This is a genomic window from Sporosarcina thermotolerans, assembly GCF_030067815.1.
GTDB classification, from domain to species: Bacteria; Bacillota; Bacilli; order Bacillales_A; family Planococcaceae; genus Sporosarcina; species Sporosarcina thermotolerans.
This window is the reverse complement of the sequence record NZ_CP125968.1, coordinates 737,722-759,215: the sequence shown is the minus strand read 5'-3', so window position 1 is coordinate 759,215 and position 21,494 is coordinate 737,722. Positions and strand designations below refer to the sequence as shown.

Sequence of the window (21,494 nt, the reverse complement as noted above, 5' to 3'; positions counted from 1 at the left end):
GCGGCGACTCCTGCGAAGGCCGTCACGAAGAACGGCTTTTGCGAGTAAAAGCGTAGCGTTACGAGCAGGAAGTAGTTGGCGGATGCCTAAATTTCTGCAAAAACCGCAGAAATACGGCAAATCGAACTCTTCGTGGTTCGATTGGCTGAAGCCATGCCCGCGGAAAGCGTCCGCCTGTAGCGGAAATCAACATGCTACAGATAAAAAAACGAAGAAAAGCCCGTCCAAAATCGACGAGCCTTCCTTCATCTATAAAGAAATTACTTAACTTCTACGCCAGCGCCAACTTCTTCAAGTTTAGCTTTCATTTCTTCTGCTTCTTCTTTAGAAACGCCTTCTTTGATTGCTTTAGGAGCGTTATCAACTACTTCTTTAGCTTCTTTCAAGCCAAGGCCAGTAAGTTCACGTACAACTTTGATAACCTTGATTTTTTGATCTCCAGCAGATGTAAGGATTAGGTCGAATTCAGTTTGCTCAGCAGCAGCTTCACCAGCACCTGCACCGCCAACCATTGCAACTGGAGCTGCAGCAGTTACGCCGAATTCTTCTTCGATTGCTTTTACAAGATCGTTTAATTCAAGAACTGTCATTTCTTTAATCGCGTCAAGGATTTGTTCTTTAGTCATTATATTTTCCTCCTAAATAGGTTTTGTTTTGTCGGGGATTAGCCCGCAGATTTTTGTTCAGGTCGCCAAATTAAGCGCCTTGTTCCTCTTTTTGCTCTGCAACAGCTTTTGTTGCAAGCGCGAAGTTGCGCATTGGAGCTTGAAGAACGCTGAGTAGCATAGAAAGAAGACCTTCGCGTGATGGAAGTTCAGCCAACGCTTTAACTTCTTCAACAGAAGCGATTTGTCCTTCGATCACACCTGCTTTGATCTCAAGTTTGTCGTTCTTCTTAGCGAAATCGTTAAGGATTTTAGCCGGAGCTACAACATCTTCAGTTGAGAACGCAATTGCATTCGGTCCTGTCAAATGTTCGTTCAACCCTTCAAGACCTGCTGATTCAGCAGCACGACGTGACATTGAGTTTTTGTAAACTTTGAAATCGATACCTGCATCACGAAGCTGTTTACGAAGTTCCGTAACTTGGCCGACGTTTAGACCACGATAGTCTACAACGACAACAGAAACTGCTGATTTCAATTTACCTGAAATCTCTTCAACTACTGCTTGTTTAGCCTCTAATACTTTGCTCATCTTGACACCTCCTGTAAGAATGTCATTTATACCGATATGAAAAGCCCTCGCAGTCCACAAGGTAGACCACGAGGGCAGAAAAGTCGTCATCTTTAATAAAAGAGCGTCTTGTCCTCGGCAGGATGATTAAGCGATAATGCGCCCCTGCTGTCTACGGTACAAATGATTAAGTTTCGCAACAAAAGAAATCTTACTACAAGATTTCATGTTTGTCAACAGTTTTTTATTTAACAACTACAGACGATGGATCAATTTTCACCGCAGGGCCCATAGTAGTCGTAACGTTTACAGACTTCATGTAAGTCCCTTTCGCTGCAGCTGGTTTAGCTTTTAGAATTGTTTCAAATACAGTTTTAAAGTTTTCTTCAAGCTTTTCGTTATCGAAAGAAGCTTTCCCGATTGGCGCGTGGATGATACCAGCTTTGTCCGCACGGTATTCAACTTTACCTGCTTTGATTTCTGCAATAGCTTTAGCAACATCAAATGTTACTGTGCCTGTTTTAGGGTTTGGCATTAAGCCTTTTGGTCCTAATACACGACCGATTTTACCAACTTCACCCATCATGTCCGGAGTTGCAACGATAACGTCGAAATCGAACCAGCCTTGTTGGATTTTAGTGATATACTCAGCATCGCCGACGTAGTCTGCACCAGCAGCTTCCGCCTCTTTCACTTTTTCGCCTTTAGCGAAAACTAAAACGCGTTGAGTTTTACCAGTTCCGTTTGGAAGCACAACTGCCCCACGGATTTGCTGGTCGTTTTTACGAGTGTCGATTCCAAGACGGAATGCGACTTCAACTGTTGCATCGAAGTTGACTGTGCTTGTTTTCTTCGCAAGCTCAATCGCTTCTTTCAAATCGTACACTTGTGTGCGGTCAACAAGCTTTGCCGCCTCAGTGAACTTTTTACCTCTTTTAGCCATTGTAAATTTCCTCCTCTAGTGGTTTTAACGGATTGAACCTCCCACGAATAAGGGTTGCGTGTTCCTAAGAACAAGCGCAACCCCCACTACAAAGTAACATTCGAGTATGCGGTCAAGATCAGTCTTCGATCGTGATTCCCATACTGCGAGCAGTACCTTCAACCATTGCCATCGCTGCTTCAACCGACGCTGCGTTAAGGTCTTCCATCTTTTGTTCTGCAATTTCGCGAACTTTATCACGTTTTACAGTAGCTACTTTCTTCTTGTTAGGTTCGCCTGAACCCTTTTGAAGATTAGCTGCAACTTTCAGCAATACTGCTGCTGGTGGAGTTTTTGTAATGAATGTGAATGAACGGTCCTCAAATACAGTTATTTCAACAGGAATGATTAAGCCTGCTTGATCTGCTGTACGTGCATTGAAATCTTTACAGAATCCATGATATTAACACCCGCTTGACCAAGTGCTGGTCCAACTGGTGGAGCTGGGTTAGCTTTACCTGCAGGGATTTGCAATTTCACAATTTTGGTTACTTTTTTAGCCACGAGACACACCTCCTTAAGTCCGTGATGTGGTAATTGGGTTGCCCCTCCCACTCAATATGTGCCTGCCGGTTTCCCGGTAGAATTTGGTTAATCCGCCAGACCATTCTGTTTACGGTCTGACCTTGAAATGATACCACTATTATGCCTGTCTTGCAAGTGGTTTCTACTTACATTTTTTGAACTTGTTCAAAGTCAAGTTCCATGATCGTTTCTCTGCCGAACATATCTACAGAGACACGTACTTTCCCTTTATCCTGATCGATTTCTTCCACTTTTCCTTGGAAGTGCGCAAACGGTCCGTCAAGGACTTCGATCATTTCGCCAATCTCAAAATCAGCTTCAACCTTACGATCTTTCATTCCCATTTGTTTAAGGATGAAATCGACCTCTTCCGGCAAGAGTGGCGTCGGTTTTGCTCCACCGCCCGATGATCCGATGAAACCTGTCACTCCTGGCGTGTTTCTGACGACATACCAAGAATCGTCCGTCATGATAATTTCCACAAGGACGTACCCAGGAAATGTCTTTTTCATAACAGTGCGCTTTTTGCCGTCTTTAAAATCAGTTTCCTGTTCTTCGGGGATAACTACCCGGAATATTTTATCTTGCATACCCATTGTCTCGACACGTTTTTCCAGGTTGGCTTTCACCTTATTTTCATAACCTGAATACGTATGGACAACGTACCAATTTTTCTCCATTTCCATAATGACAAGGACTGTGTGTCCGTCCCTCCTTTTTCATGTAAACTGTCGATTTCTGCTTCAATCAACGAAACGATAATTTATCAAAACCACAAAAAGATTTTTGAGAAATGAAAAAACCCGTTCATTTGACAAGACGGGATATTTTCAACAGGGATATTCATACTGCTTTACTTATTATAACCCAACATACCATTCCATTACTTCAGAAATGCCCAAATCGACAAGACCGAAATAAACTGCCATGAAAACAACTGTAAAGATAACGACAATTGTATAACGTGTCAATTCTTTCTTTTTCGGCCAGCTTACTTTCCGCATTTCAGAGACAACAGCTTTTAAAAATCCGGTAATCTTACCCATTTATCTATATACCTCCGAACACTAAATGTATTACTGCATTTTGGAACTAAATCGTTTGTTTATGTTCTGTATGTGCATTACATTGTTTGCAAAACTTCTTAACTGTAAACCGGATTGTAGACTGGGAATTTTTAGTTGGGACAACATAGTTTCTTGATCCACAATCATTACAGCTTAATATCATCTTTTTTGACATTTTCTCACCCAAAACCTCGTGACACAAAATGTGTATCAACAGTCAAAGTAATTTGTCTTTGCCTTGTTAGAGAGTACCACCTAACACTCACGATGTCAACATGGCGGGAAATGTTTGGCAGACTATTACGTAAGTTTTCAAAATACGACATCAACCTGCATATGCCGCTCAAGTTTCCGTTTAATTCGTTGTAAAGCATTGTCCACTGATTTTACTTGCCGGTTTAACTCGTCGGAGATTTCCTGGTAAGATTGCCCTTCCAAATAAAGTGAAAGTACCTGCTTTTCAAGTTCACTTAGAACTTTATTGATTTCCCCTTCCATTTGGATGAAGTCCTCTTTATGGATCATCAAATCCTCCGGATCATCCAAAACTGAGCCCCCAATTACATCAAGCAACGTACGATCAGACTCTTCGTCATAAACAGGCTTGTCCAAGGATACAGAGGTATTCAATGGAATATGCTTCTGCCTTGTTGCTGTTTTAATAGCTGTGATGATCTGTCTTGTGATGCATAGCTCAGCGAAGGCCCTGAAGGAACTCAAACGATCCATCCTGAAGTCCCGGATCGCTTTGTACAGTCCAATCATTCCTTCCTGGATGATGTCTTCCCTATCCCCTCCCGTCATGAAATATGAGCGCGCTTTCATTTTAACGAAAGGTTGATATTTTGTAATAAGGAAATCTAATGCATCTGTACCGCCCTCTTGAATGCGGACTATAAGCTCTTCATCGGAAAGTTTTGTGAAGTCCTTTATTTCCCCCTGAACGTGTTGCTTTCCCACCAATCGCCACACCCCGATTCATCATTGCGTTTCAACCAGTATACCGTATGGAATTTTTTTGAGTCAACCGTTCATTTCATTCCACGTCGCCATTTTTCAAATATTTCTGCCACCTCATCCGACAGTTGAATCTTCGATGAAGGGCGCTGCTCCTGAATAACCTTCACTTTGTTTGTAATCAATTTATCAATTTCTTTCATTTCAATTTCAAGTTCCCTGGCTGATTTTCGCAAAGCTCCTTGTGCAAAAATGACCCATTGCTCCGTTAAATCCGAAGTCGCGACATGGATTTGGACACGGCGTCCACTCAGCTCGGATACCATTTTTTCAATTCGCTCGTCCGCAGTTTCGTTTTCACGGGTGAAGACGACTTCGACTTGATGCTTATTGTTTTTCTTCTCAACCCCCGGCATAAGGTGCGCATCAAAAAGAATAATGACGCGCCAGCCTGTATGCGCTTTGTACTCAGCCATCCGTTCAATAAGCCTGTCGCGGGCATCAGCTAGGCTTTCAAGCTTCAACTTCCTCAGTTCCGGCCATGCTCCGATTACGTTGTACCCGTCGACCAACAATATCTCCTGTTTCATGACCCCGATAGTTGTGGAGTGCGTTTACGCAAAACTTCATACATGAGCAGGGATGCTGCAACGGAGGCATTCAGCGAGGTAACATGTCCAACCATCGGCAAATGGTAAAGGAAATCACATTTTTCCTTTAAAATACGTGACATTCCTTTCCCTTCACTTCCAATGATAATCGCAAGCGGGAGGGTTGCGTCCATCGATCGATAATCCGTTGAACCTTTCGCATCCGTTCCAGCAATCCAAACACCCGCCTTCTTCAATTCTTCGACTGTTTGGGAGAGGTTGTTCACACGCACGACTGGAATGTGCTCAATCGCCCCAGTTGACGCTTTTGCAACAACGCCTGTCAAACCGACAGACCGGCGTTTCGGAATGATAATTCCGTGTACACCCGTTGCATCAGCTGTTCTTAGGATCGAGCCAAGATTATGCGGATCCTCAAGTTCATCTAAAATAAGGAAAAAAGGATCTTCGCCACGGTTTTTCGCAATCGCAAAAAGATCGTCCAATTCGGCGTATGAATAAGCCGCTACTGAAGCGATGACTCCCTGGTGATTAACGTCAAGCATTCCGTCTAATTTCTGCTTCGGCACAGCTTGTACAATAACTCCCGATTGTTTTGCAAGGGACAAGATTTCCCGATGCTTTTTTTATTCAATCCTTCGGCAATCCAAATCTTATTCAGTTCCCTACCTGAACGGAGTGCCTCAGCGACTGGATTTTTACCGCCAATCAATTCCGATTCCTGGTTTGTCATGATATTCCCTCCTCTTTCGGACTTTCGATGAAACGTATTGTTTCACTTATGAATTCCCTAACCCGATCATCTCTTCCAAGCAAATATAAATAGCCAAGGACAGCCTCGAAACCGGAACTATGGTTGTATGTCACAACATCGGTGTTTTTAGGAACCGACCCCGATTTCGCATTCCTACCACGGCGCAGGACCGCTTCCTCCTCTTCTGAAAGGAAGCTGGTATCCTGCATCATTTTGACGGCTGCCGCCTGGGCTTTGGCGGATACATAACGGGTTGCTTCCTTATGGAGGATATTCGGCTTAACTCGACCAAGGCGCAGCAAATGTTCTCTGACTGCCTGTTCATAAACCGCGTCCCCCATATAAGCAAGCGCAAGCGCGTTCAGTTGTTTTACATCCGCATCACGCAATGAGTACACGTCGGTCATCCTCTCTTCCACCGCGTGCCTTGAGCGGTATCTTCAAGAATGATGCCCTTTTCCTTCAAAAGATCCCTAATTTCATCCGAGCGGCTGAAATCTCGCTCACGTCGTGCTGTCAAACGTTCCTCGATAAGCGCCTCGATCTCATCATCTAACAACTCTTCTTCCGAGAATGGTAAGCCAAGAACCTCCATTAGTCGTTCAAATGCAGAGATGAAGTAATTAAGGACTTCCGTCTGTGTATTTTTCTCCAACAGATAGAGGTTTGCCATCTTCACAAGTTCAAAAATGGCCGCAATCCCATTCGCCGTATTGAAATCATCATCCATCGCAACTTCGAATAACCGTACTGATTCGTCCACTTTATTCTTCCAAATATCCTGTTGGTCACCTAAGTCCGCAGACGATTCCAACCGGTGTTTCAAATTAGTATAAGCCGTTTGTATACGTTCCAATCCATTAGCGGCGCTTTCAACAAGCTCCTGCGCAAAATTGACAGGATGGCGGTAATGAACGGATAACATGAAGAAGCGGAGCACCCTTGGTCGATCTGCTTGCGGATATCATTGACAAGGATGAAGTTCCCGAGTGATTTCGACATTTTCTCATTGTCAATATTAATATAGCCGTTATGCATCCAATAACGCGCAAATTGCTTGCCAGTCATCGCTTCAGATTGTGCAATTTCATTCTCGTGATGTGGGAATGTCAAGTCTTGACCGCCCGCATGAATATCGATTGTATCGCCTAAATGTTCCCTTGCCATGACGGAACATTCGATATGCCAACCTGGTCGACCCAATCCCCAAGGGCTTTCCATGAAATTTCGCCTTCTTTTGCAGATTTCCATAAGGCAAAGTCCAATGAGTTTTCTTTGATTTCACTTTCTTCGATGCGGGCTCCCACTTTCAACTCATCGATTGACTGATGGGATAACTTCCCGTATCCATCAAATTTGCGCGTACGATAATAGACGTCTCCTTGTGCTTCATAAGCGAAGCCTTTGTCGATTAACACTTGGATGAATGCGATGATGTCATCGATATGCTCTGTTACACGCGGATGAGCATCTGCCTTCGCGCAACCAAGAGCACCAACATCTTCGAAATAAGCATTGATGAATCGATCTGTCAGCTCGCCAACCTCTTCTCCAAGCTCATTAGCCGTCCTGATTATTTTGTCGTCAACATCCGTAAAGTTGGAGACGTAATTCACATCGTACCCACGGTATTCCAAATAGCGTCTCACTGTATCAAAAACGATGACGGGTCTTGCGTTACCGATATGAATATAGTTGTAAACTGTAGGTCCGCACACATACATCTTCACTTTCCCTTCCTCCATCGGGATGAAAGGCTCCTCTTCCGTGTAAGTGTGTTATAAATTTGAATGCTCATTGGTTTCCCCTTCCTTCTTATCCAGTTTTTCAAGCCGACTTTTCAATTCTGCAATTTCCATTTCAAGCATTTTACAAGTATCCAATATTGGGTCCGGAAGATTTTGATGATCATGTTTATCTCTTACCCGAACGCCATTCGAGATGACGACTCTTCCGGGAATGCCGACAACCGTCGAGTCGGGTGGTACGTCTTTTAGGACGACTGATCCCGCACCAACCTTGCTATTTTCGCCTATTGTAATTGAACCCAATACTTTTGCGCCAGATGCGACAAGAACATTATTTTCAAGGGTCGGATGCCGCTTTCCTTTTTCTTTGCCCGTTCCACCTAATGTCACGCCTTGATACAACGTGACATCATCACCTATTTCACAAGTCTCACCGATAACAATTCCCATGCCGTGGTCGATGAATAGACGCCTGCCAATCGTTGCCCCGGGATGGATTTCAATTCCTGTGAAAAACCGGCTGATCTGTGAAATAACTCTGGCTAAAAACAACATTCTTTTCTTGTAAAACGCATGGGCAATTCTGTGCGCCCATACGGCATGGAGGCCAGAGTAGGTTAGTACAACTTCCAACGAACTCCGTGCTGCAGGATCCTGGTCAAATATGCATTGTATGTCTTCTCTCATCCTACGAAACACTTTTACGACCCCCTGTAATAATTTTTCTGAAAACGCAAAAAACGCCTCTGTCCATTACTAGACAGAGACGCATTGTATGCGCGGTTCCACTCCGCTTGGCAGAATGCGTGAATCTTCTACCCGCTTGACGCCTGTAACGCTGGCGATGCGTCCGGCCTACTGCATTGTTCGGCACGGCGCTCAAAGGGGCATTTCCACAATGCAGGGGCACGGATCACTTTCAGCCGGTGATGATCCTCTCTGTAGTGCGTACTTGTGTACTTCTCCTTATCAAAGCTTTGGTTTGTCGTTTTCAATGATTGTACGTCAATTGTACAACGATTATGCGTTAAGTCAAGGACGTTGCTTTCCACTTCAGGCGGACGCTTTCCGCGGGCATGGCTTCAGCCTCCTCACTCCGCTACGCTTCGTTGCGGGGTCTTCAGCTCATGCTATTCCCGCTGGAGTCGCCGCCTTCCGTTACAAGCAACTATCGCCGATTACATAAAATCTCCCTAAATACGCATAACAGTCTCCAAAAGCGCATAAACATCTTCAGATACTCATAAATACCGTGAATGACGCATAAATGCTTCTAAAAGCTCATAAATCGCTTCAAAGACGCATAAACGGCCCTTCTCTATTCTTTAATTATTCAAGCTCGGGCAAATTTTGAAACGCGTTCGATTGTTTTTTCTTTACCGATCAAAGAGATGGAATCTGGTAGTTCAGGTCCATGCGCTTGGCCGGTTGCGACAACGCGGATTGGCATGAAGAGATTTTTCCCTTTATGTCCAGTTTCTTTTTGCACAGCTTTAATGGCCGCTTTAATTGATGCAGGATCGAATGATTCCAACTCACTCAATTGTTGTTTGAAGGATGCCATAACTTCCGGAACTTGTTCACCCGCAAGTATTTCCTTGGATTGTTCATCATATTCAATATGGTCATTGAAGAATTGGGCGGTCAAGTCTACGATTTCAGCACCATAACTTAATTGAGCTTGGTAAAGAGCGATAAGGTCGTGTACCCATTTACTTTCTTCTTCCGTCATGTTTTCACATACACGGTTGGCTGCTTGAAGATGCGGTAATGTTAATTCGATTACTTCATCCAAGCTAAGTTTTTTCACATATTGATTATTCATCCAAGTCAATTTTTGTTTATCGAACATCGATGGTGATTTGGATAGTCGGCTTTCGTCAAATAGTTTAACTAATTCATCATGAGAGAAGATTTCTTCTTCCCCACCTGGAGACCAGCCAAGCAATGCAAAGAAGTTGAACATAGCTTCAGGTAAATAGCCAAGGTCCTTGTATTGGGAGATGAATTGGATGATTGACTCGTCACGTTTTGAAAGCTTTTTCCGGTCTTCGTTGACGATCAATGTCATATGTCCGAAACGAGGGTATTCCCATCCGAACACGTCGTAGACCATCAATTGTTTAGGTGTATTCGTCAAATGTTCTTCTCCGCGGAAGACATGTGAAATTTTCATAAGATGGTCATCGACGACAACCGCAAAGTTGTATGTCGGGATGCCATTCGTTTTTACAAGTACCCAGTCGCCGACATCCTTGGATTCGAAAGCGACCTCTCCACGCACTAAATCGTCTACAGTGTACGTGACATTCTCAGGTACTCGCATACGGATTGTATAAGACATTTTAGCCGCTTCTTTTTCAGCGACTTCTTCAGCTGTCAAATTGCGGCATGTACCTGCGTACATTGGTGCCGCCACGCCTGCGGCTTTCTGTCTTTCACGTTCCGTTTCCAGTTCTTCAGGTGTACAGAAACATTTATAGGCATGTCCTTTATCAAGCATTTCCTGGGCGTATTTCGTATAAAGATCAAGGCGTTCCATTTGACGATAAGGTCCATATTCTCCGCCAATATCGACAGATTCATCATGATGGATTCCGAGCCACTTCAAGTTATCCAATTGGGATAATTCACCCGCTTCAATATTCCGTTCCGTATCGGTATCCTCGATGCGAACGATAAATTTCCCACCATGGTGTCTCGCAAATAGATAGTTGAACAATGCTGTCCGAGCCCCACCGATATGTAAATGGCCAGTTGGACTTGGCGCATAACGTACACGTACTTCTTTTGTCATTTGAGTGCATCTCCGTTCGTCGTTAATTCCTGTGTTATTTTAGCATTCCAAAGGTTATTTTAAAAGGGCTCAACCTTTTTGAAGAAGAATCGTCGCCATCGAGGCGATCCCTTCTTCCCGTCCCGTAAAGCCTAATTTTTCCGTTGTTGTCGCCTTAACGTTCACCTGTGTTATATCCGCCTTCAGCAATTCTGCAATACGGGCACGAATTGTTTCGATATGAGGTGCCATTTTCGGCCTTTGCGCGATGATTGTACAATCGATATTACCCAATCGATATCCTTTCTCCTCAACTATTTCCCATACTTTTTGAAGGAGGACCGCTGAATCCGCGTCTTTGAATGCTACATCGGTATCCGGGAAGTGTCTTCCGATATCTCCTTCCCCAATTGCTCCGAGAGCCGCATCGGTTACTGTATGCAAAAGTACATCCATCGGAATGCCCTGTTAACCCTTTATCGTGAGGGATTGTAATGCCCCCGATAATTAAAGGCCGGCCTTCCTCAAACTTATGTACATCAAACCCCTGTCCAATTCGAATCATCTGAAATCCTCCTACTGTCTACGTTTCAAGAGGACCTCACCAAACAGAAGATCCTCCTTAGTTGTCATTTTAACATTATCATACGTACTTTCCACAATCCTTACGGGATGTCCCAGACGTTCGACGATCATTGACTCATCGGTTCCTAAGAAACCATCCGCCTCCGCCTTATCGGAGGCTTCTTTTAACAACTCGTACCTGAACGCTTGCGGTGTCTGGATAGACCAAAGCTTCGACCGATCCACCGTTTCTTCAACAATACCGTCGGGCGCGAATTTCATCGTATCCTTCACTTGAACCCCGGCAATTGCCGCACCGTGTTCATCAGCGACTCCCACAAGCTCATGGATGACATTCCTATTGATAAAAGGCCTTGCCGCATCATGTACAAGAACGATTTCATCCGACTGGTGAGCGCGGATACAGGCAGCAACACTTTGCTGCCTCTCGTCTCCACCTTCAACAAGTGCCTTCACTTTCGTTATACCGAACCGCTCAAGCATCCGTTCGATTTTCTCTTTCTCCACAAGTTTGACTGAAAGAATCATACCAGAGCACTTCTCATCCTGTTCAAACACTTCCAATGTGTGGATCAAAATCGGCTTTCCAGCCAATTCCAAGAACAACTTATTGAACCCGGCACCCATGCGCCGTCCACTCCCTGCTGCCGGGAGCATCACAGTATACATCTTCATCAAACGTTCCTCAACTTTCTTCGATGGGACATTAGTGCGACTTTGCGGTCTTGCCGTTTTTCGGCTTCGCGAAGATCATTCGGCCGGCAGACGTTTGCAATACACTTGTAACAACGACGTCAATTGCATTACCAATATGCGACCTACCATCTTCGATGACAATCATCGTGCCATCATCCAAATAGGCAATCCCTTGATTATGCTCTTTCCATCCTTAATAACAACGACATGCATCTCTTCACCCGGAATAACGACCGGCTTCACTGCATTCGCAAGATCATTGATATTTAATACGGATACACCATGCAAATCCGCCACTTTATTCAAATTAAAATCATTTGTCACGACAAGCCCGTTCATGCTTTTCGCAAGACGGACGAGCTTCAGGTCAACCTCCGCCACATCATTGAAATCTTCATCTGTAATTAAAATATTTGGACCGTCATCTGTTTGAAGGCGCTTTAGGACATCCAAGCCCCGTCTTCCCTTCGTACGTTTCAATGAATCCGAAGAATCCGCAATATGCTGGAGTTCGGTTAAAACAAATTGCGGGACGACAAGTAGACCCTCAAGAAATCCCGTTGCAGCAATATCAGCGATCCTTCCATCGATAATGACGCTCGTATCAAGGATCTTATGCACCTTATTAGTACTTGGTTTGACAACGGTTTCTCCGCCATCTTTTTTCTTAGGATTATTGTTCCTCGCAGCAAAGATTGCATGTGAAAACTCTTCTCGTTTTTTGAAGCCAACCTGAAAACCTAAGTACCCAAGAAGAATGAAAAGCACCACCGTCAAAATTGATGTGACGAATTTAATTTCCAAACCACTTAGTCCGAAACTCGCAAGAAAGGCGACACTTAACCCGACCATCAAACCGATTGTCCCGAACAGTAAATCGAATATCGGGGTCTTCAATAACCGATCTTCCATCCATTTAATGAAATTTACGATCGGCTCAGCTATGAATAAACTGAGAATATATAAAAGAAGCGCCCCTAAGATTGCTGCCACATAAGGATTATCAATCATCGGCTTAGAAGTAAAAGAAGATAAGGTAAATAAATACGGTAAGAATAAGACGCCGAGAGTCCCCCTATGAGCAGCAATCCAACTTGAACTACTCGTTTCAACATGCACAACACCTCCGTTTCGTTACTGTAAACTATACACGTTTTCCATTCCCCACGCCGTTTTGGGCCACTATAAATACCATATTCCCTTCAAAAGTAGGACTTTCCCTTATAAGCAAAAGTTTCAGGAAAAGTCGGGTAGGTCCCTCTAAAAAGGATTGTAGAGGAACCCCAACTTTTAACAGCCCCAAACCCTTACGTAGTTCAAATTTACGAAAATACGATATTCAATGCTTCCTTAACGGTTTCGACACCGACGACTTGAATCCCTTCCGGAAAATCCCATCCACCGATATTAGAGGATGGTATGAATACTCGTTCAAAACCAAGCTTTGCTGCTTCAATGACACGTTGTTCAATACGAGAAACTCGGCGCACTTCCCCAGTCAGTCCGACTTCCCCTATGAAGCAGTCCATCCCTCCTGCAGATGCATCTCGGAAACTCGAAACAATACTTACAAGGACAGCGAGGTCAATGGCTGGTTCGTCAAGCTTAACTCCGCCGGCGACCTTTATATACGCATCCTGTGTTTGCAAGAGCATTCCCATTCTTTTTTCAAGAACAGCCATTAAAAGGGAGACTCTGTTTTGATCAATCCCAGTTGCCATCCGTTTTGGGTAATTGAAGCTTGACGGCGTGACGAGGGCTTGAATTTCAACAAGAATCGGTCGGGTACCTTCCATCGATGCTACAACCGTGGATCCCGCCCCCCTTGTGATCTCTCACGTAAGAATAATTCGGAAGGATTGAGTACTTCCTTCAATCCCGATTGCAGCATTTCGAAGATGGCAATCTCATTGGTTGAACCAAATCGGTTTTTCACACTTCGTAAAATCCTGTACGTATGATGGCGTTCCCCCTCAAAATACAACACTGTATCCACCATATGCTCAAGAAGGCGTGGACCTGCAATTTGTCCATCTTTTGTCACATGACCGACTATGAAGATTGCGATATTTTGCGTCTTTGCTATTCGCATCAATTCTGCCGTGCATTCCCGCACTTGGGATACACTACCAGGTGCAGATGTTACTTCGGGGTGATGGATTGTCTGAATCGAGTCGGCGATGACAAATTTCGGTTGCACATCGTTGATCGTCTCATGTATTCTTGCCAAATCTGTCTCAGCATATATATACAGTTCATCTGAAGTAACACCAAGTCGTTCGGCCCGGAGTTTGGTCTGCTTAATCGATTCTTCACCTGATATGTAAAGTACGCGTTGTTTTTGGTTAGCAAGGAGAGAGGAGACTTGCAGCAACAATGTTGATTTTCCGATACCTGGGTCGCCGCCAATTAGAACAAGAGAGCCAGGGACAATCCCTCCACCAAGCACCCGGTTTAGTTCACCTAAGTCCGTTTTGATCCTTGGCTCTTCAGAAGTTTGAATGGATCCGATAGGCATCGCCTTTTGCTGGATTGTTTCTGTATGTTTGAAGGCTCCGCGAGGACCTTTACTTATTATCTCCACTTCTTCGTCCATCGTATTCCATTCACCACAACCCGGGCATCTCCCCATCCATTTCGGTGATTCATACCCACAATCCCTGCACATGAATTTAGTTTTTCTTTTGGCCATATATACCTCCATATACGAAAAGGATAGCCCTTCCCTGTAGACAGCAAGCTCTACCGGAGGGCCATCCTATTATTTTATTTATTTTCTACAACTTAAGCAGCTCGTTCATTTTTCACGACGAACTTATCATCCTCTACATCTACAATGACTTTTCCGCCGGTAAGAATTGTTCCACCTAATAACTCTTCGGATAGTCGGTCTTCGATATGCTTTTGCAATGCGCGGCGCAATGGGCGCGCTCCGTATTCAGGGTCATAGCCCTCTTCCGCAATTTTCGTTTTAGCAGCATCTGTCAATTCTAAAGTAATATCCTGTTCTGCCAACCGTTTTGTCAACTCGTCGGACATAAGTGAAACGATTTCACGCAGATGTTCCTTCTCAAGGGAGTGGAACACAATCATTTCATCCACACGGTTTAAGAACTCAGGACGGAACGCTTTTTTCAACGCGTCAAGCATATTTGACTTCATGCCTTCGTAATCCTGATCACCGTCATTCAAATTAAAACCGACGTAACGGTTCTTTTTCAATGTGTCCGCTCCTACGTTCGACGTCATGATAACAACTGTGTTACGGAAATCGACCGTACGACCCTTCGAATCTGTCAATCGGCCATCCTCAAGCACTTGAAGTAGGATGTTGAATACATCCGGATGCGCCTTTTCGATTTCATCAAGTAGAACGACAGAGTACGGCTTCCGTCTTACTTTCTCGGTCAATTGACCGCCTTCATCATAGCCTACATATCCTGGAGGCGAACCGACGAGACGGGAAGTTGCATGCTTTTCCATGTACTCGGACATATCAATGCGGATCATCGCGTCCTCATCGCCGAACATGGCCTCTGCAAGCGCTCTTGCCAATTCAGTCTTACCGACACCCGTAGGCCCAAGGAAAATAAATGAACCGATCGGACGTTTTGGGTCTTTTAAGCCGGCGCGCGCTCTGCGGATTGCCCTTGAAATAGCCGTTACCGCTTCTTTTTGTCCGATTACACGTTCATGAAGAAGCTCTTCCATATTCAATAGCTTGGCAGATTCCGTCTCCGCAATCTTCGCAACAGGAATCCCGGTCCACATCGCAACGACTTCGGCAATGTCGTTCACGGTTACTTCGGATTCCTTCTTACCTTGCTTTTCTTTCCATGCGGTCTTCGTTGTTTCAAGCTCTTCCTTCATTTTCTGTTCTTTATCACGGAATGAAGCCGCCTTTTCGAATTCCTGGCTTTGTACTGCTGCATTCTTTTCATGTCGAATTGCTTCCAGTTTCGCTTCAAGCTCTTTTAGATTCGGAGGAGTCGTATACGAACGGAGTCGCACCTTCGAACCCGCCTCGTCAATCAAGTCAATTGCCTTATCGGGCAAGAAACGGTCTGAAATATACCGGTCCGACATCTTTGCCGCCGCATTGATTGCCTCATCTGTAATTTTCACACGGTGATGCGCTTCATAACGATCGCGCAATCCTGTAATAATTAGGATTGTTTCTTCGACAGTCGGCTCATCGACTTGGATTGGTTGGAAACGTCTTTCAAGCGCTGCATCTTTTTCAATATATTTACGGTATTCATCAAGCGTAGTTGCCCCGATACATTGCAATTCACCACGTGCAAGGGATGGTTTTAGAATATTGGATGCGTCAATTGCTCCTTCAGCACCACCTGCACCAATCAGCGTATGCAATTCATCGATGAAGAGGATGATATTGCCTGCCTGACGGATTTCCTCCATCACTTTTTTCATACGATCCTCGAACTCACCGCGGTATTTCGTCCCCGCTACAACCGTTCCCATATCAAGCGTCATAACGCGTTTATCCCTTAGAATTTCAGGCACTTCATTATTAACGATTTGCAATGCCAAACCTTCTGCAATTGCTGTTTTACCAACACCAGGCTCCCCGATTAGGACAGGGTTATTTTTCGTCCTTCTGGCAAGAACTTCGATGACCCTTGTAATTTCCTTGCTTCTACCGATAACTGGATCAAGCGTTCCTTCGCGTGCGATTTCCGTCAAATCGCGGGCAAGGCTATCAAGGGTTGGCGTGGCGGCAGATGACGTCGATCCTTGCGTGTTTACTGAACTATCATTGCTTCCCAATAATTGAAGAACTTGCTGTCTAGGACGGTTTAAGCTGACACCTACATTATTTAAGACACGGGCCGCTACTCCTTCGCCTTCACGAATGAGCGCTAACAGAATATGTTCCGTTCCAATGTAAGAATGACCCAATTTACGGGATTCATCGACAGATAACTCGATGACCTTTTTCGCTCTCGGTGTATAGTGAACAATCGGGCCAACTTCCTTTGAACCGGAACCAACGAGGCTTTCTACCCCTTTTTCGATTGTGTCAAAGCTGACGTCGATCGCTTCTAACGCCTTCGCCGCAATGCCGCCGCCTTCGCGAATCAGGCCCAATAAAATATGCTCAGTACCAATTGATTCATGCTTCATCCGGATCGCTTCTTCTTGTGCAAGCTGTAAAACCTTTTGCGCTCGCTGTGTAAAACGATTGAACATCATATACATTCCACTCCTTCTGTTTTAATGTTTGCAGTCTTCTTCCCCACTGTTGAAAGCGTGGAATTGGGATCTCTCTTTACTTTATTCTGATAGATTGTAAACAATCCACCTTCATGAAATTGACTTTGACTATCTTTGACGTAAGTATAATGAAAAGAAAAGTGACGTGCAAAAAAATTGCTCAATTTTCTGTAGTATTATCTTTGGATTGCAGCTCAATCTTTAAACGCTCACGGAATAGGTTCGCGCGGAAGATATCCCTTTCTTCTGCCGTTAATTCGGAACCGGCATATTGTTGAAGGAAACCCGGTTGCATGAAAATCATTAATTCGTTCAAAATAGACATATCGACATCCTTAATAAGACCAAGGTCAATTCCGAGACGGACGTCCGATAGACAACGGGCCGCCTCTCCTGAAGGCAACAATCTTGCGAAAGAGATTATGCCGAGTGAACGGAACAGTTTGTTCTCCAGTGCGACTTGGGACTTGGAAAGCAGAATTTCACGAGAACGACGTTCATGTGCGATTAGTCGTAATGCTATATTCTTCAAATCGGCCAAGATCTCCTTCTCCGGTTTACCCAAAGTCGTCTGATTTGATACTTGATAAATATTCCCGGCGCTTCACTGCCTTCCCCATAACTACCCCTGACTACCATGCCAAGTCTTGTAATGGCGGGAATGATGCGATCAATCTGCTTTGTAATTGTCAATGCGGGTAAATGCATCATGACCGATGCACGCATGCCTGTTCCAGTATTCGAAGGGCAGCTCGTCAAATAGCCGAACTCCTCGTCGTATGCATATGGCAATTCGTTTTCAAGATAATCATCCACTGAATCCGCGTGTTCATATGCATTTTCCAGCTGAAATCCTGGATAGATGCACTGGATACGGATGTGGTCCTCCTCATTCACCATAATGCTCAGCGTTTCATCTTCAGACAGAAGAACCGCACCATAGCGTTTCGGATCTGTCAAATGCGGACTGACAAGATGCTTTTCAACTAACACTTGCCTATCAAGCATGGGCAATTCTGACATCTTCATATAGGCATACCCTTTTTCATCGGAATTAAGCAATGCAGCGGCAGCTAACCCGTCAACTTTTCCCGCCTCTTCGGCAGTGAAAGCTATCGGGAAACGAAATCCTCTTAAATTACGAGCAAGCCGAATTCTTGTCGACATGACAATATCCGAGTGTTCTCCATGGGACGCCATCCACCCAGTGACAGCCCCCCTCATGAATTTATCAATCGACATCGCTTTCGCCTCCCCCGGTACCGTCTTTCGCCAAATGCTGTTTCAATTCATTCACTTCATCTCTTAAAGCGGCTGCATCTTCGAACCGTTCTTCAACAATTGCCTCCTGCATTTTTATTCGGATCTCTTCAATCTTCTTTTTCACCGCAAACATTTCGTTGAATGAAACCGGAATTTTTCCCGCATGCTTCGTATGACCATTATGAAGCTTACCGAAAACCCGTGGCAATCGCTCCCTAAACGTGTCATAGCAGGTCGGGCATCCGAACTTACCGATGTCGAGGAATTTCCTGAATGTCAGTTCACACTCCGGACAAGTTGGCCCCTCAGGCATGCTTTCCCTGGATTGCTGAAAAGGTTGCACTGATTCGTTCCCACCGAACCAATGGGAAAGGAATTGTTGAATTGACAGTGGTTCCTGATTCGGATCAAAATGAAACATCTGTGATTGGAATGCACATTTTTCACATAGATGGCGTTCCGTAGTACCATTCACGCTTTCCTGCGTAAAGATTACGGATGCCGGCCGTTCGTTGCAATTATCGCAATTCATGATCTGCACCTCATATTCGTCAATTTCTATTCCATTTGCCTGTAGATTAACGTCATAAGCATCGCTTGCAAAATCCTTGCTCTAATGAGGTCACGTTCCGGCAATGGCTGGTGGAGTGTCGTTCGATCTACCGCAGCAAGTATAATTCTTGACTCACGTTCGGAGATGACCTCTTCCATAGTCAAACGATAGACGATATCTTCAGCCATCGTATATGTCGCACCTTGCTGGATACCATTTAAAATATGTTCAATTAATTCTTTATGCGAATTCGTTTGAACTCGATAAATGCGGATATATCCCCCGCCTCCACGCTTCGATTCAACCGCGTACCCCCGCTCAACTGTGAAACGTGTATTAATGACATAATTGATCTGGGAAGGGACACATTGGAACTTCTCTGCCACTTCACTGCGTTTGATCTCCACTGTTCCACTATCTTCCTTTTCGATAATCGCTTTTAAATATCCTTCAATAATGTCAGAAATGTTTCGCATTAACTCACCTCTTTCTTCTGGTGATAAGCCATTGACTTTGACTATCTTTGACTTAATTGTACATGGAAATACGTTATGAAGGCAATTGAAATGCAATCTGTTCAAAGGATGGGACAATTTGTTGAGATACATACGAGATATGTGTTTGTTTATGAAAAGGCTGGGGAAAATGAGCGGTTTCCAGGAGAAACGAGCGCTTCCGGAAATAAACGAGCGGTTCCCGGGAGAAACGAGCGGTTCCGGGAATAAACGAGCGGATTTCCAAGAAAAACGAGCGCTTGCAGATAATCAATAAAGAAAGGCAGCTCCCGGTATTTCGAGAACTGCCTCATTTAATCATTCAATTGTCATGTTTTTCATTAACTTAACAGGTAGGAATTGTTCACCCGTTTCGTAATACGTGATCGCAAGATGATCGCCTTCTTGAATATAGATTGAAAGCGGAACAGCTTCGGTGGAAACAATGTAATTCCGTCCGTCATCCCCTAAAATAGAAACAATGGTGAAGTCCCCGGCGCGTTCCTTGTAAACGCGAACTACACCAACTTCCACTTTCGCTTCAGGTGCGCCTGAGCTGCCGTCAACCGTACTGCCACCGCGCTGTAATGCCGTTTTATAAAGCCTTAAAGCTTCATTAGGAGAATTAGCATAAACGGAAATCTCCGGATTCGCTGCTGAAACGATGAAATAGTTTTGCAAGAAGCCATTTGAATGAGAACCGGCGTCAACCAGCTTGCTTCACCATAGAAGTTGTATAGCACAGGCATTTCCCCGGTCCATTTCTTCTCAATGAACTTCTTTTCAATAATTTGAAGTGTTCCTTGCGAATCCATGTAGGACTCCTCCAAATTACCAGTGTAATAAATTGCTTTTCCAGTCCGACCATCCGTCAATGCATATCCAAGCATCGAATCGACTTCCTCTTTCGGGCTAGTAAAATCAGTGAAGTAAAACATATGGCCATTTTCGTCGAATACAGGGCTAACATTCGCCTCTGTCCCTTCGTCCGACGGAAGCTTGACATCTTCTTCCCTACGATTGAATTCCAAAAACCGTGGACGTATTTACCGAAATAGCTGTTTTGAAGGCTGACCGCTTCCGGAGAAACCGCTCCATCAACGAATTCCGGTACTTCTGAGAGAGCATACTGATTCAATTCTCCCGATGCTGGATCGACCATGACGATCCCTGGACATCGAACCCGTTCCTTGCCGTGATGAAATTCCCGTATGAACGGATATAATGCGGCTTGCCCTCATCGTCGATCTCAAGTTGGACATCGCCGTAAAAAATCAGTTCAGGCTTAGCCATCCGCATATGTCGTTCAACCTGCTTGCCGAAAAATGAAGAAGGCGTGTAGGACATCTCAGTTTTCACGAACTTCGGATTGTCAGCTGAATCGGTCGCACTCATTGTGAAATAACCAGGTGTCGTTTTTGCGTTCCACCATTTGAAGAAGCCCGAAAATTCGACTGGCGCAATATAGACAAATTCCCCGTCCACTTTTTGGATTTGTAAATGCCCCAACTCGTAATAGCTTGTATTCGGTACTTGCCCGAATGCTTTTTTCATTTTATTCCGGCAAATTGCGGCGGCACACTCGCAGGTGTTTTTGTTTCATCGAACGCTTTGATTTCCACTTGCTGATCCATTTCCACTGCTTCATATTTTTGATCGGCATTGAAGAGTGGTGCACTAAGGATGAATGCACTTACGGATAGCGCCGCCAAAAACAGTACCACCTTAATGCTTCGCTCTTTCCCTGTTGCAAAGATTATGCCAAGAATCGTTGCAGCTAACAGCATGGCCCATAGCGACGTCCAATTCCTGTCCAAATTCGTAAGGTAATAAATTAGAAATGTGAACAAGCCTATGAGAATAACCGCTCCGGACAAGGCGCCAATCCTATTAAAGGCAGCTTCCCCGTTTTCTTTAGACCCGAACGGAACGATTATAATTGCGGATATGATTCCAACCACTAGTGAAAATAGCAATAAATTTATCATGCAAACACTCTTTTCTTATAAAATTTTCACTCACCTACTATACGAATGAACTTGCCATTAGATTCATTTTTATTTTAGAAA

General features: G+C 44.4%; 18 protein-coding genes, 8 pseudogenes and 2 other annotated features. Of the genes and pseudogenes, 2 read left to right on the top strand and 24 right to left on the bottom strand.

Annotated features, from left to right (window positions below; genetic code table 11):
- Positions 1-82 precede the first annotated feature (82 nt).
- On the top strand, positions 83-268 hold the full coding sequence (locus tag QNH10_RS04245) for a hypothetical protein (protein ID WP_283733638.1): 186 nt from the start codon (positions 83-85) through the stop codon (positions 266-268).
- On the opposite strand, the gene rplL is transcribed toward QNH10_RS04245, so the two are convergent.
- The 23 genes and pseudogenes from rplL to QNH10_RS04130 form a co-directional block, all read right to left on the bottom strand.
- Positions 261-626: a 50S ribosomal protein L7/L12 gene (rplL, locus tag QNH10_RS04240; protein ID WP_283733637.1), complete on the bottom strand. Its 366-nt coding sequence runs from the start codon at positions 624-626 to the stop codon at positions 261-263. The two genes, QNH10_RS04245 and rplL, sit on opposite strands and share 8 nt — an antisense overlap.
- A gap of 70 nt (positions 627-696) precedes the next feature.
- Positions 697-1,197 (bottom strand): 50S ribosomal protein L10, encoded by a 501-nt coding sequence (gene rplJ / locus QNH10_RS04235; RefSeq protein WP_283733636.1) that lies wholly within the window; start codon positions 1,195-1,197, stop codon positions 697-699.
- Positions 1,198-1,225: 28 nt separating this feature from the next.
- Positions 1,226-1,372, bottom strand: a sequence feature (ribosomal protein L10 leader region).
- Positions 1,373-1,420: 48 nt separating this feature from the next.
- Positions 1,421-2,119: a 50S ribosomal protein L1 gene (rplA, locus tag QNH10_RS04230; protein ID WP_283733635.1), complete on the bottom strand. Its 699-nt coding sequence runs from the start codon at positions 2,117-2,119 to the stop codon at positions 1,421-1,423.
- Positions 2,120-2,237: 118 nt separating this feature from the next.
- Positions 2,238-2,662, bottom strand: a pseudogene (rplK, locus tag QNH10_RS04225) (50S ribosomal protein L11).
- Positions 2,663-2,829: 167 nt separating this feature from the next.
- The gene (gene nusG / locus QNH10_RS04220) at positions 2,830-3,363 is read right to left on the bottom strand and encodes a transcription termination/antitermination protein NusG (RefSeq protein WP_283734565.1); all 534 of its coding nucleotides are present in this window, start codon (positions 3,361-3,363) and stop codon (positions 2,830-2,832) included.
- 180 nt (positions 3,364-3,543) lie between these two features.
- Positions 3,544-3,729, bottom strand: coding sequence for a preprotein translocase subunit SecE (gene secE / locus QNH10_RS04215; RefSeq protein ID WP_283733634.1), 186 nt, complete (start codon positions 3,727-3,729; stop codon positions 3,544-3,546).
- Positions 3,730-3,775: 46 nt separating this feature from the next.
- On the bottom strand, positions 3,776-3,913 hold the full coding sequence (gene rpmG, locus QNH10_RS04210; RefSeq protein WP_381428361.1) for a 50S ribosomal protein L33: 138 nt from the start codon (positions 3,911-3,913) through the stop codon (positions 3,776-3,778).
- Positions 3,914-4,062: 149 nt separating this feature from the next.
- A complete protein-coding gene (gene sigH, locus QNH10_RS04205) occupies positions 4,063-4,710 on the bottom strand; it encodes an RNA polymerase sporulation sigma factor SigH (RefSeq protein ID WP_381428302.1) in 648 nt (215 codons plus the stop codon).
- Between the two features lie 71 nt (positions 4,711-4,781).
- A complete protein-coding gene (locus tag QNH10_RS04200; RefSeq protein WP_283733631.1) occupies positions 4,782-5,297 on the bottom strand; it encodes an NYN domain-containing protein in 516 nt (171 codons plus the stop codon).
- A pseudogene (gene rlmB / locus QNH10_RS04195) lies at positions 5,294-6,051 on the bottom strand (23S rRNA (guanosine(2251)-2'-O)-methyltransferase RlmB). The gene QNH10_RS04200 and the pseudogene rlmB overlap by 4 nt, the downstream one beginning before the upstream one ends.
- Entirely contained in the window at positions 6,048-6,479 is a 432-nt protein-coding gene (locus tag QNH10_RS04190; protein ID WP_283733630.1) for a Mini-ribonuclease 3, read from the bottom strand. The pseudogene rlmB and the gene QNH10_RS04190 overlap by 4 nt, the downstream one beginning before the upstream one ends.
- Positions 6,476-6,898, bottom strand: coding sequence for a DALR domain-containing protein (locus QNH10_RS04185; protein WP_283733629.1), 423 nt, complete (start codon positions 6,896-6,898; stop codon positions 6,476-6,478). The genes QNH10_RS04190 and QNH10_RS04185 overlap by 4 nt, the downstream gene beginning before the upstream one ends.
- Positions 6,895-7,796, bottom strand: a pseudogene (gene cysS / locus QNH10_RS04180) (cysteine--tRNA ligase). Before cysS ends, QNH10_RS04185 begins: the two are co-directional and overlap by 4 nt.
- A gap of 54 nt (positions 7,797-7,850) precedes the next feature.
- The gene (epsC, locus tag QNH10_RS04175; RefSeq protein WP_283733628.1) at positions 7,851-8,519 is read right to left on the bottom strand and encodes a serine O-acetyltransferase EpsC; all 669 of its coding nucleotides are present in this window, start codon (positions 8,517-8,519) and stop codon (positions 7,851-7,853) included.
- Between the two features lie 60 nt (positions 8,520-8,579).
- Positions 8,580-8,802, bottom strand: a binding site (T-box leader).
- Positions 8,803-9,153: 351 nt separating this feature from the next.
- Positions 9,154-10,617, bottom strand: a complete 1,464-nt coding sequence (gene gltX / locus QNH10_RS04170; protein ID WP_283733627.1) for a glutamate--tRNA ligase — start codon at positions 10,615-10,617, stop codon at positions 9,154-9,156.
- A gap of 69 nt (positions 10,618-10,686) precedes the next feature.
- Positions 10,687-11,161: pseudogene (ispF, locus tag QNH10_RS04165) on the bottom strand (2-C-methyl-D-erythritol 2,4-cyclodiphosphate synthase).
- 11 nt (positions 11,162-11,172) lie between these two features.
- Positions 11,173-11,856 carry a 2-C-methyl-D-erythritol 4-phosphate cytidylyltransferase gene (gene ispD, locus QNH10_RS04160; protein WP_283733626.1) on the bottom strand — a complete coding sequence of 228 codons (684 nt, stop codon included), beginning with the start codon at positions 11,854-11,856 and terminating at the stop codon, positions 11,173-11,175.
- 31 nt (positions 11,857-11,887) lie between these two features.
- Positions 11,888-12,992, bottom strand: a pseudogene (locus QNH10_RS04155) (PIN/TRAM domain-containing protein).
- 207 nt (positions 12,993-13,199) lie between these two features.
- Positions 13,200-14,569 (bottom strand): annotated as a pseudogene (gene radA / locus QNH10_RS04150) (DNA repair protein RadA).
- 92 nt (positions 14,570-14,661) lie between these two features.
- The gene (gene clpC, locus QNH10_RS04145; protein WP_283733625.1) at positions 14,662-17,094 is read right to left on the bottom strand and encodes an ATP-dependent protease ATP-binding subunit ClpC; all 2,433 of its coding nucleotides are present in this window, start codon (positions 17,092-17,094) and stop codon (positions 14,662-14,664) included.
- A 181-nt stretch (positions 17,095-17,275) separates the two neighbouring features.
- A pseudogene (mcsB, locus tag QNH10_RS04140) lies at positions 17,276-18,357 on the bottom strand (protein-arginine kinase McsB).
- A complete protein-coding gene (locus tag QNH10_RS04135; RefSeq protein WP_283733624.1) occupies positions 18,347-18,910 on the bottom strand; it encodes a UvrB/UvrC motif-containing protein in 564 nt (187 codons plus the stop codon). The pseudogene mcsB and the gene QNH10_RS04135 overlap by 11 nt, the downstream one beginning before the upstream one ends.
- Before the next feature lie 26 nt (positions 18,911-18,936).
- Positions 18,937-19,407, bottom strand: a complete 471-nt coding sequence (locus tag QNH10_RS04130; protein ID WP_283733623.1) for a CtsR family transcriptional regulator — start codon at positions 19,405-19,407, stop codon at positions 18,937-18,939.
- 121 nt (positions 19,408-19,528) lie between these two features.
- Here QNH10_RS04130 and QNH10_RS04125 point away from each other — a divergent pair, with 121 nt between their 5' ends.
- Positions 19,529-19,702, top strand: coding sequence for a hypothetical protein (locus QNH10_RS04125; RefSeq protein WP_283733622.1), 174 nt, complete (start codon positions 19,529-19,531; stop codon positions 19,700-19,702).
- A gap of 41 nt (positions 19,703-19,743) precedes the next feature.
- Here the strand turns inward: QNH10_RS04125 and QNH10_RS04120 are convergent.
- A pseudogene (locus QNH10_RS04120) lies at positions 19,744-21,413 on the bottom strand (hypothetical protein).
- Positions 21,414-21,494 lie beyond the last annotated feature (81 nt).

Coding starts and splice junctions, on each gene's coding strand:
- rplL (WP_283733637.1), bottom strand. CDS start 626: ATGACTAAAGAACAAATCCTTGACGCGATTAAAGAAATGACAGTTCTT.
- secE (WP_283733634.1), bottom strand. CDS start 3,729: ATGGGTAAGATTACCGGATTTTTAAAAGCTGTTGTCTCTGAAATGCGG.
- nusG (WP_283734565.1), bottom strand. CDS start 3,363: ATGGAGAAAAATTGGTACGTTGTCCATACGTATTCAGGTTATGAAAAT.
- gltX (WP_283733627.1), bottom strand. CDS start 10,617: ATGACAAAAGAAGTACGTGTACGTTATGCGCCAAGTCCAACTGGCCAT.
- rplJ (WP_283733636.1), bottom strand. CDS start 1,197: ATGAGCAAAGTATTAGAGGCTAAACAAGCAGTAGTTGAAGAGATTTCA.
- rplA (WP_283733635.1), bottom strand. CDS start 2,119: ATGGCTAAAAGAGGTAAAAAGTTCACTGAGGCGGCAAAGCTTGTTGAC.
- rpmG (WP_381428361.1), bottom strand. CDS start 3,913: ATGATATTAAGCTGTAATGATTGTGGATCAAGAAACTATGTTGTCCCA.
- QNH10_RS04245 (WP_283733638.1), top strand. CDS start 83: ATGCCTAAATTTCTGCAAAAACCGCAGAAATACGGCAAATCGAACTCT.
- QNH10_RS04130 (WP_283733623.1), bottom strand. CDS start 19,407: ATGCGAAACATTTCTGACATTATTGAAGGATATTTAAAAGCGATTATC.
- clpC (WP_283733625.1), bottom strand. CDS start 17,094: ATGATGTTCAATCGTTTTACACAGCGAGCGCAAAAGGTTTTACAGCTT.
- QNH10_RS04190 (WP_283733630.1), bottom strand. CDS start 6,479: ATGACCGACGTGTACTCATTGCGTGATGCGGATGTAAAACAACTGAAC.
- QNH10_RS04200 (WP_283733631.1), bottom strand. CDS start 5,297: ATGAAACAGGAGATATTGTTGGTCGACGGGTACAACGTAATCGGAGCA.
- QNH10_RS04135 (WP_283733624.1), bottom strand. CDS start 18,910: ATGAATTGCGATAATTGCAACGAACGGCCGGCATCCGTAATCTTTACG.
- ispD (WP_283733626.1), bottom strand. CDS start 11,856: ATGAAGATGTATACTGTGATGCTCCCGGCAGCAGGGAGTGGACGGCGC.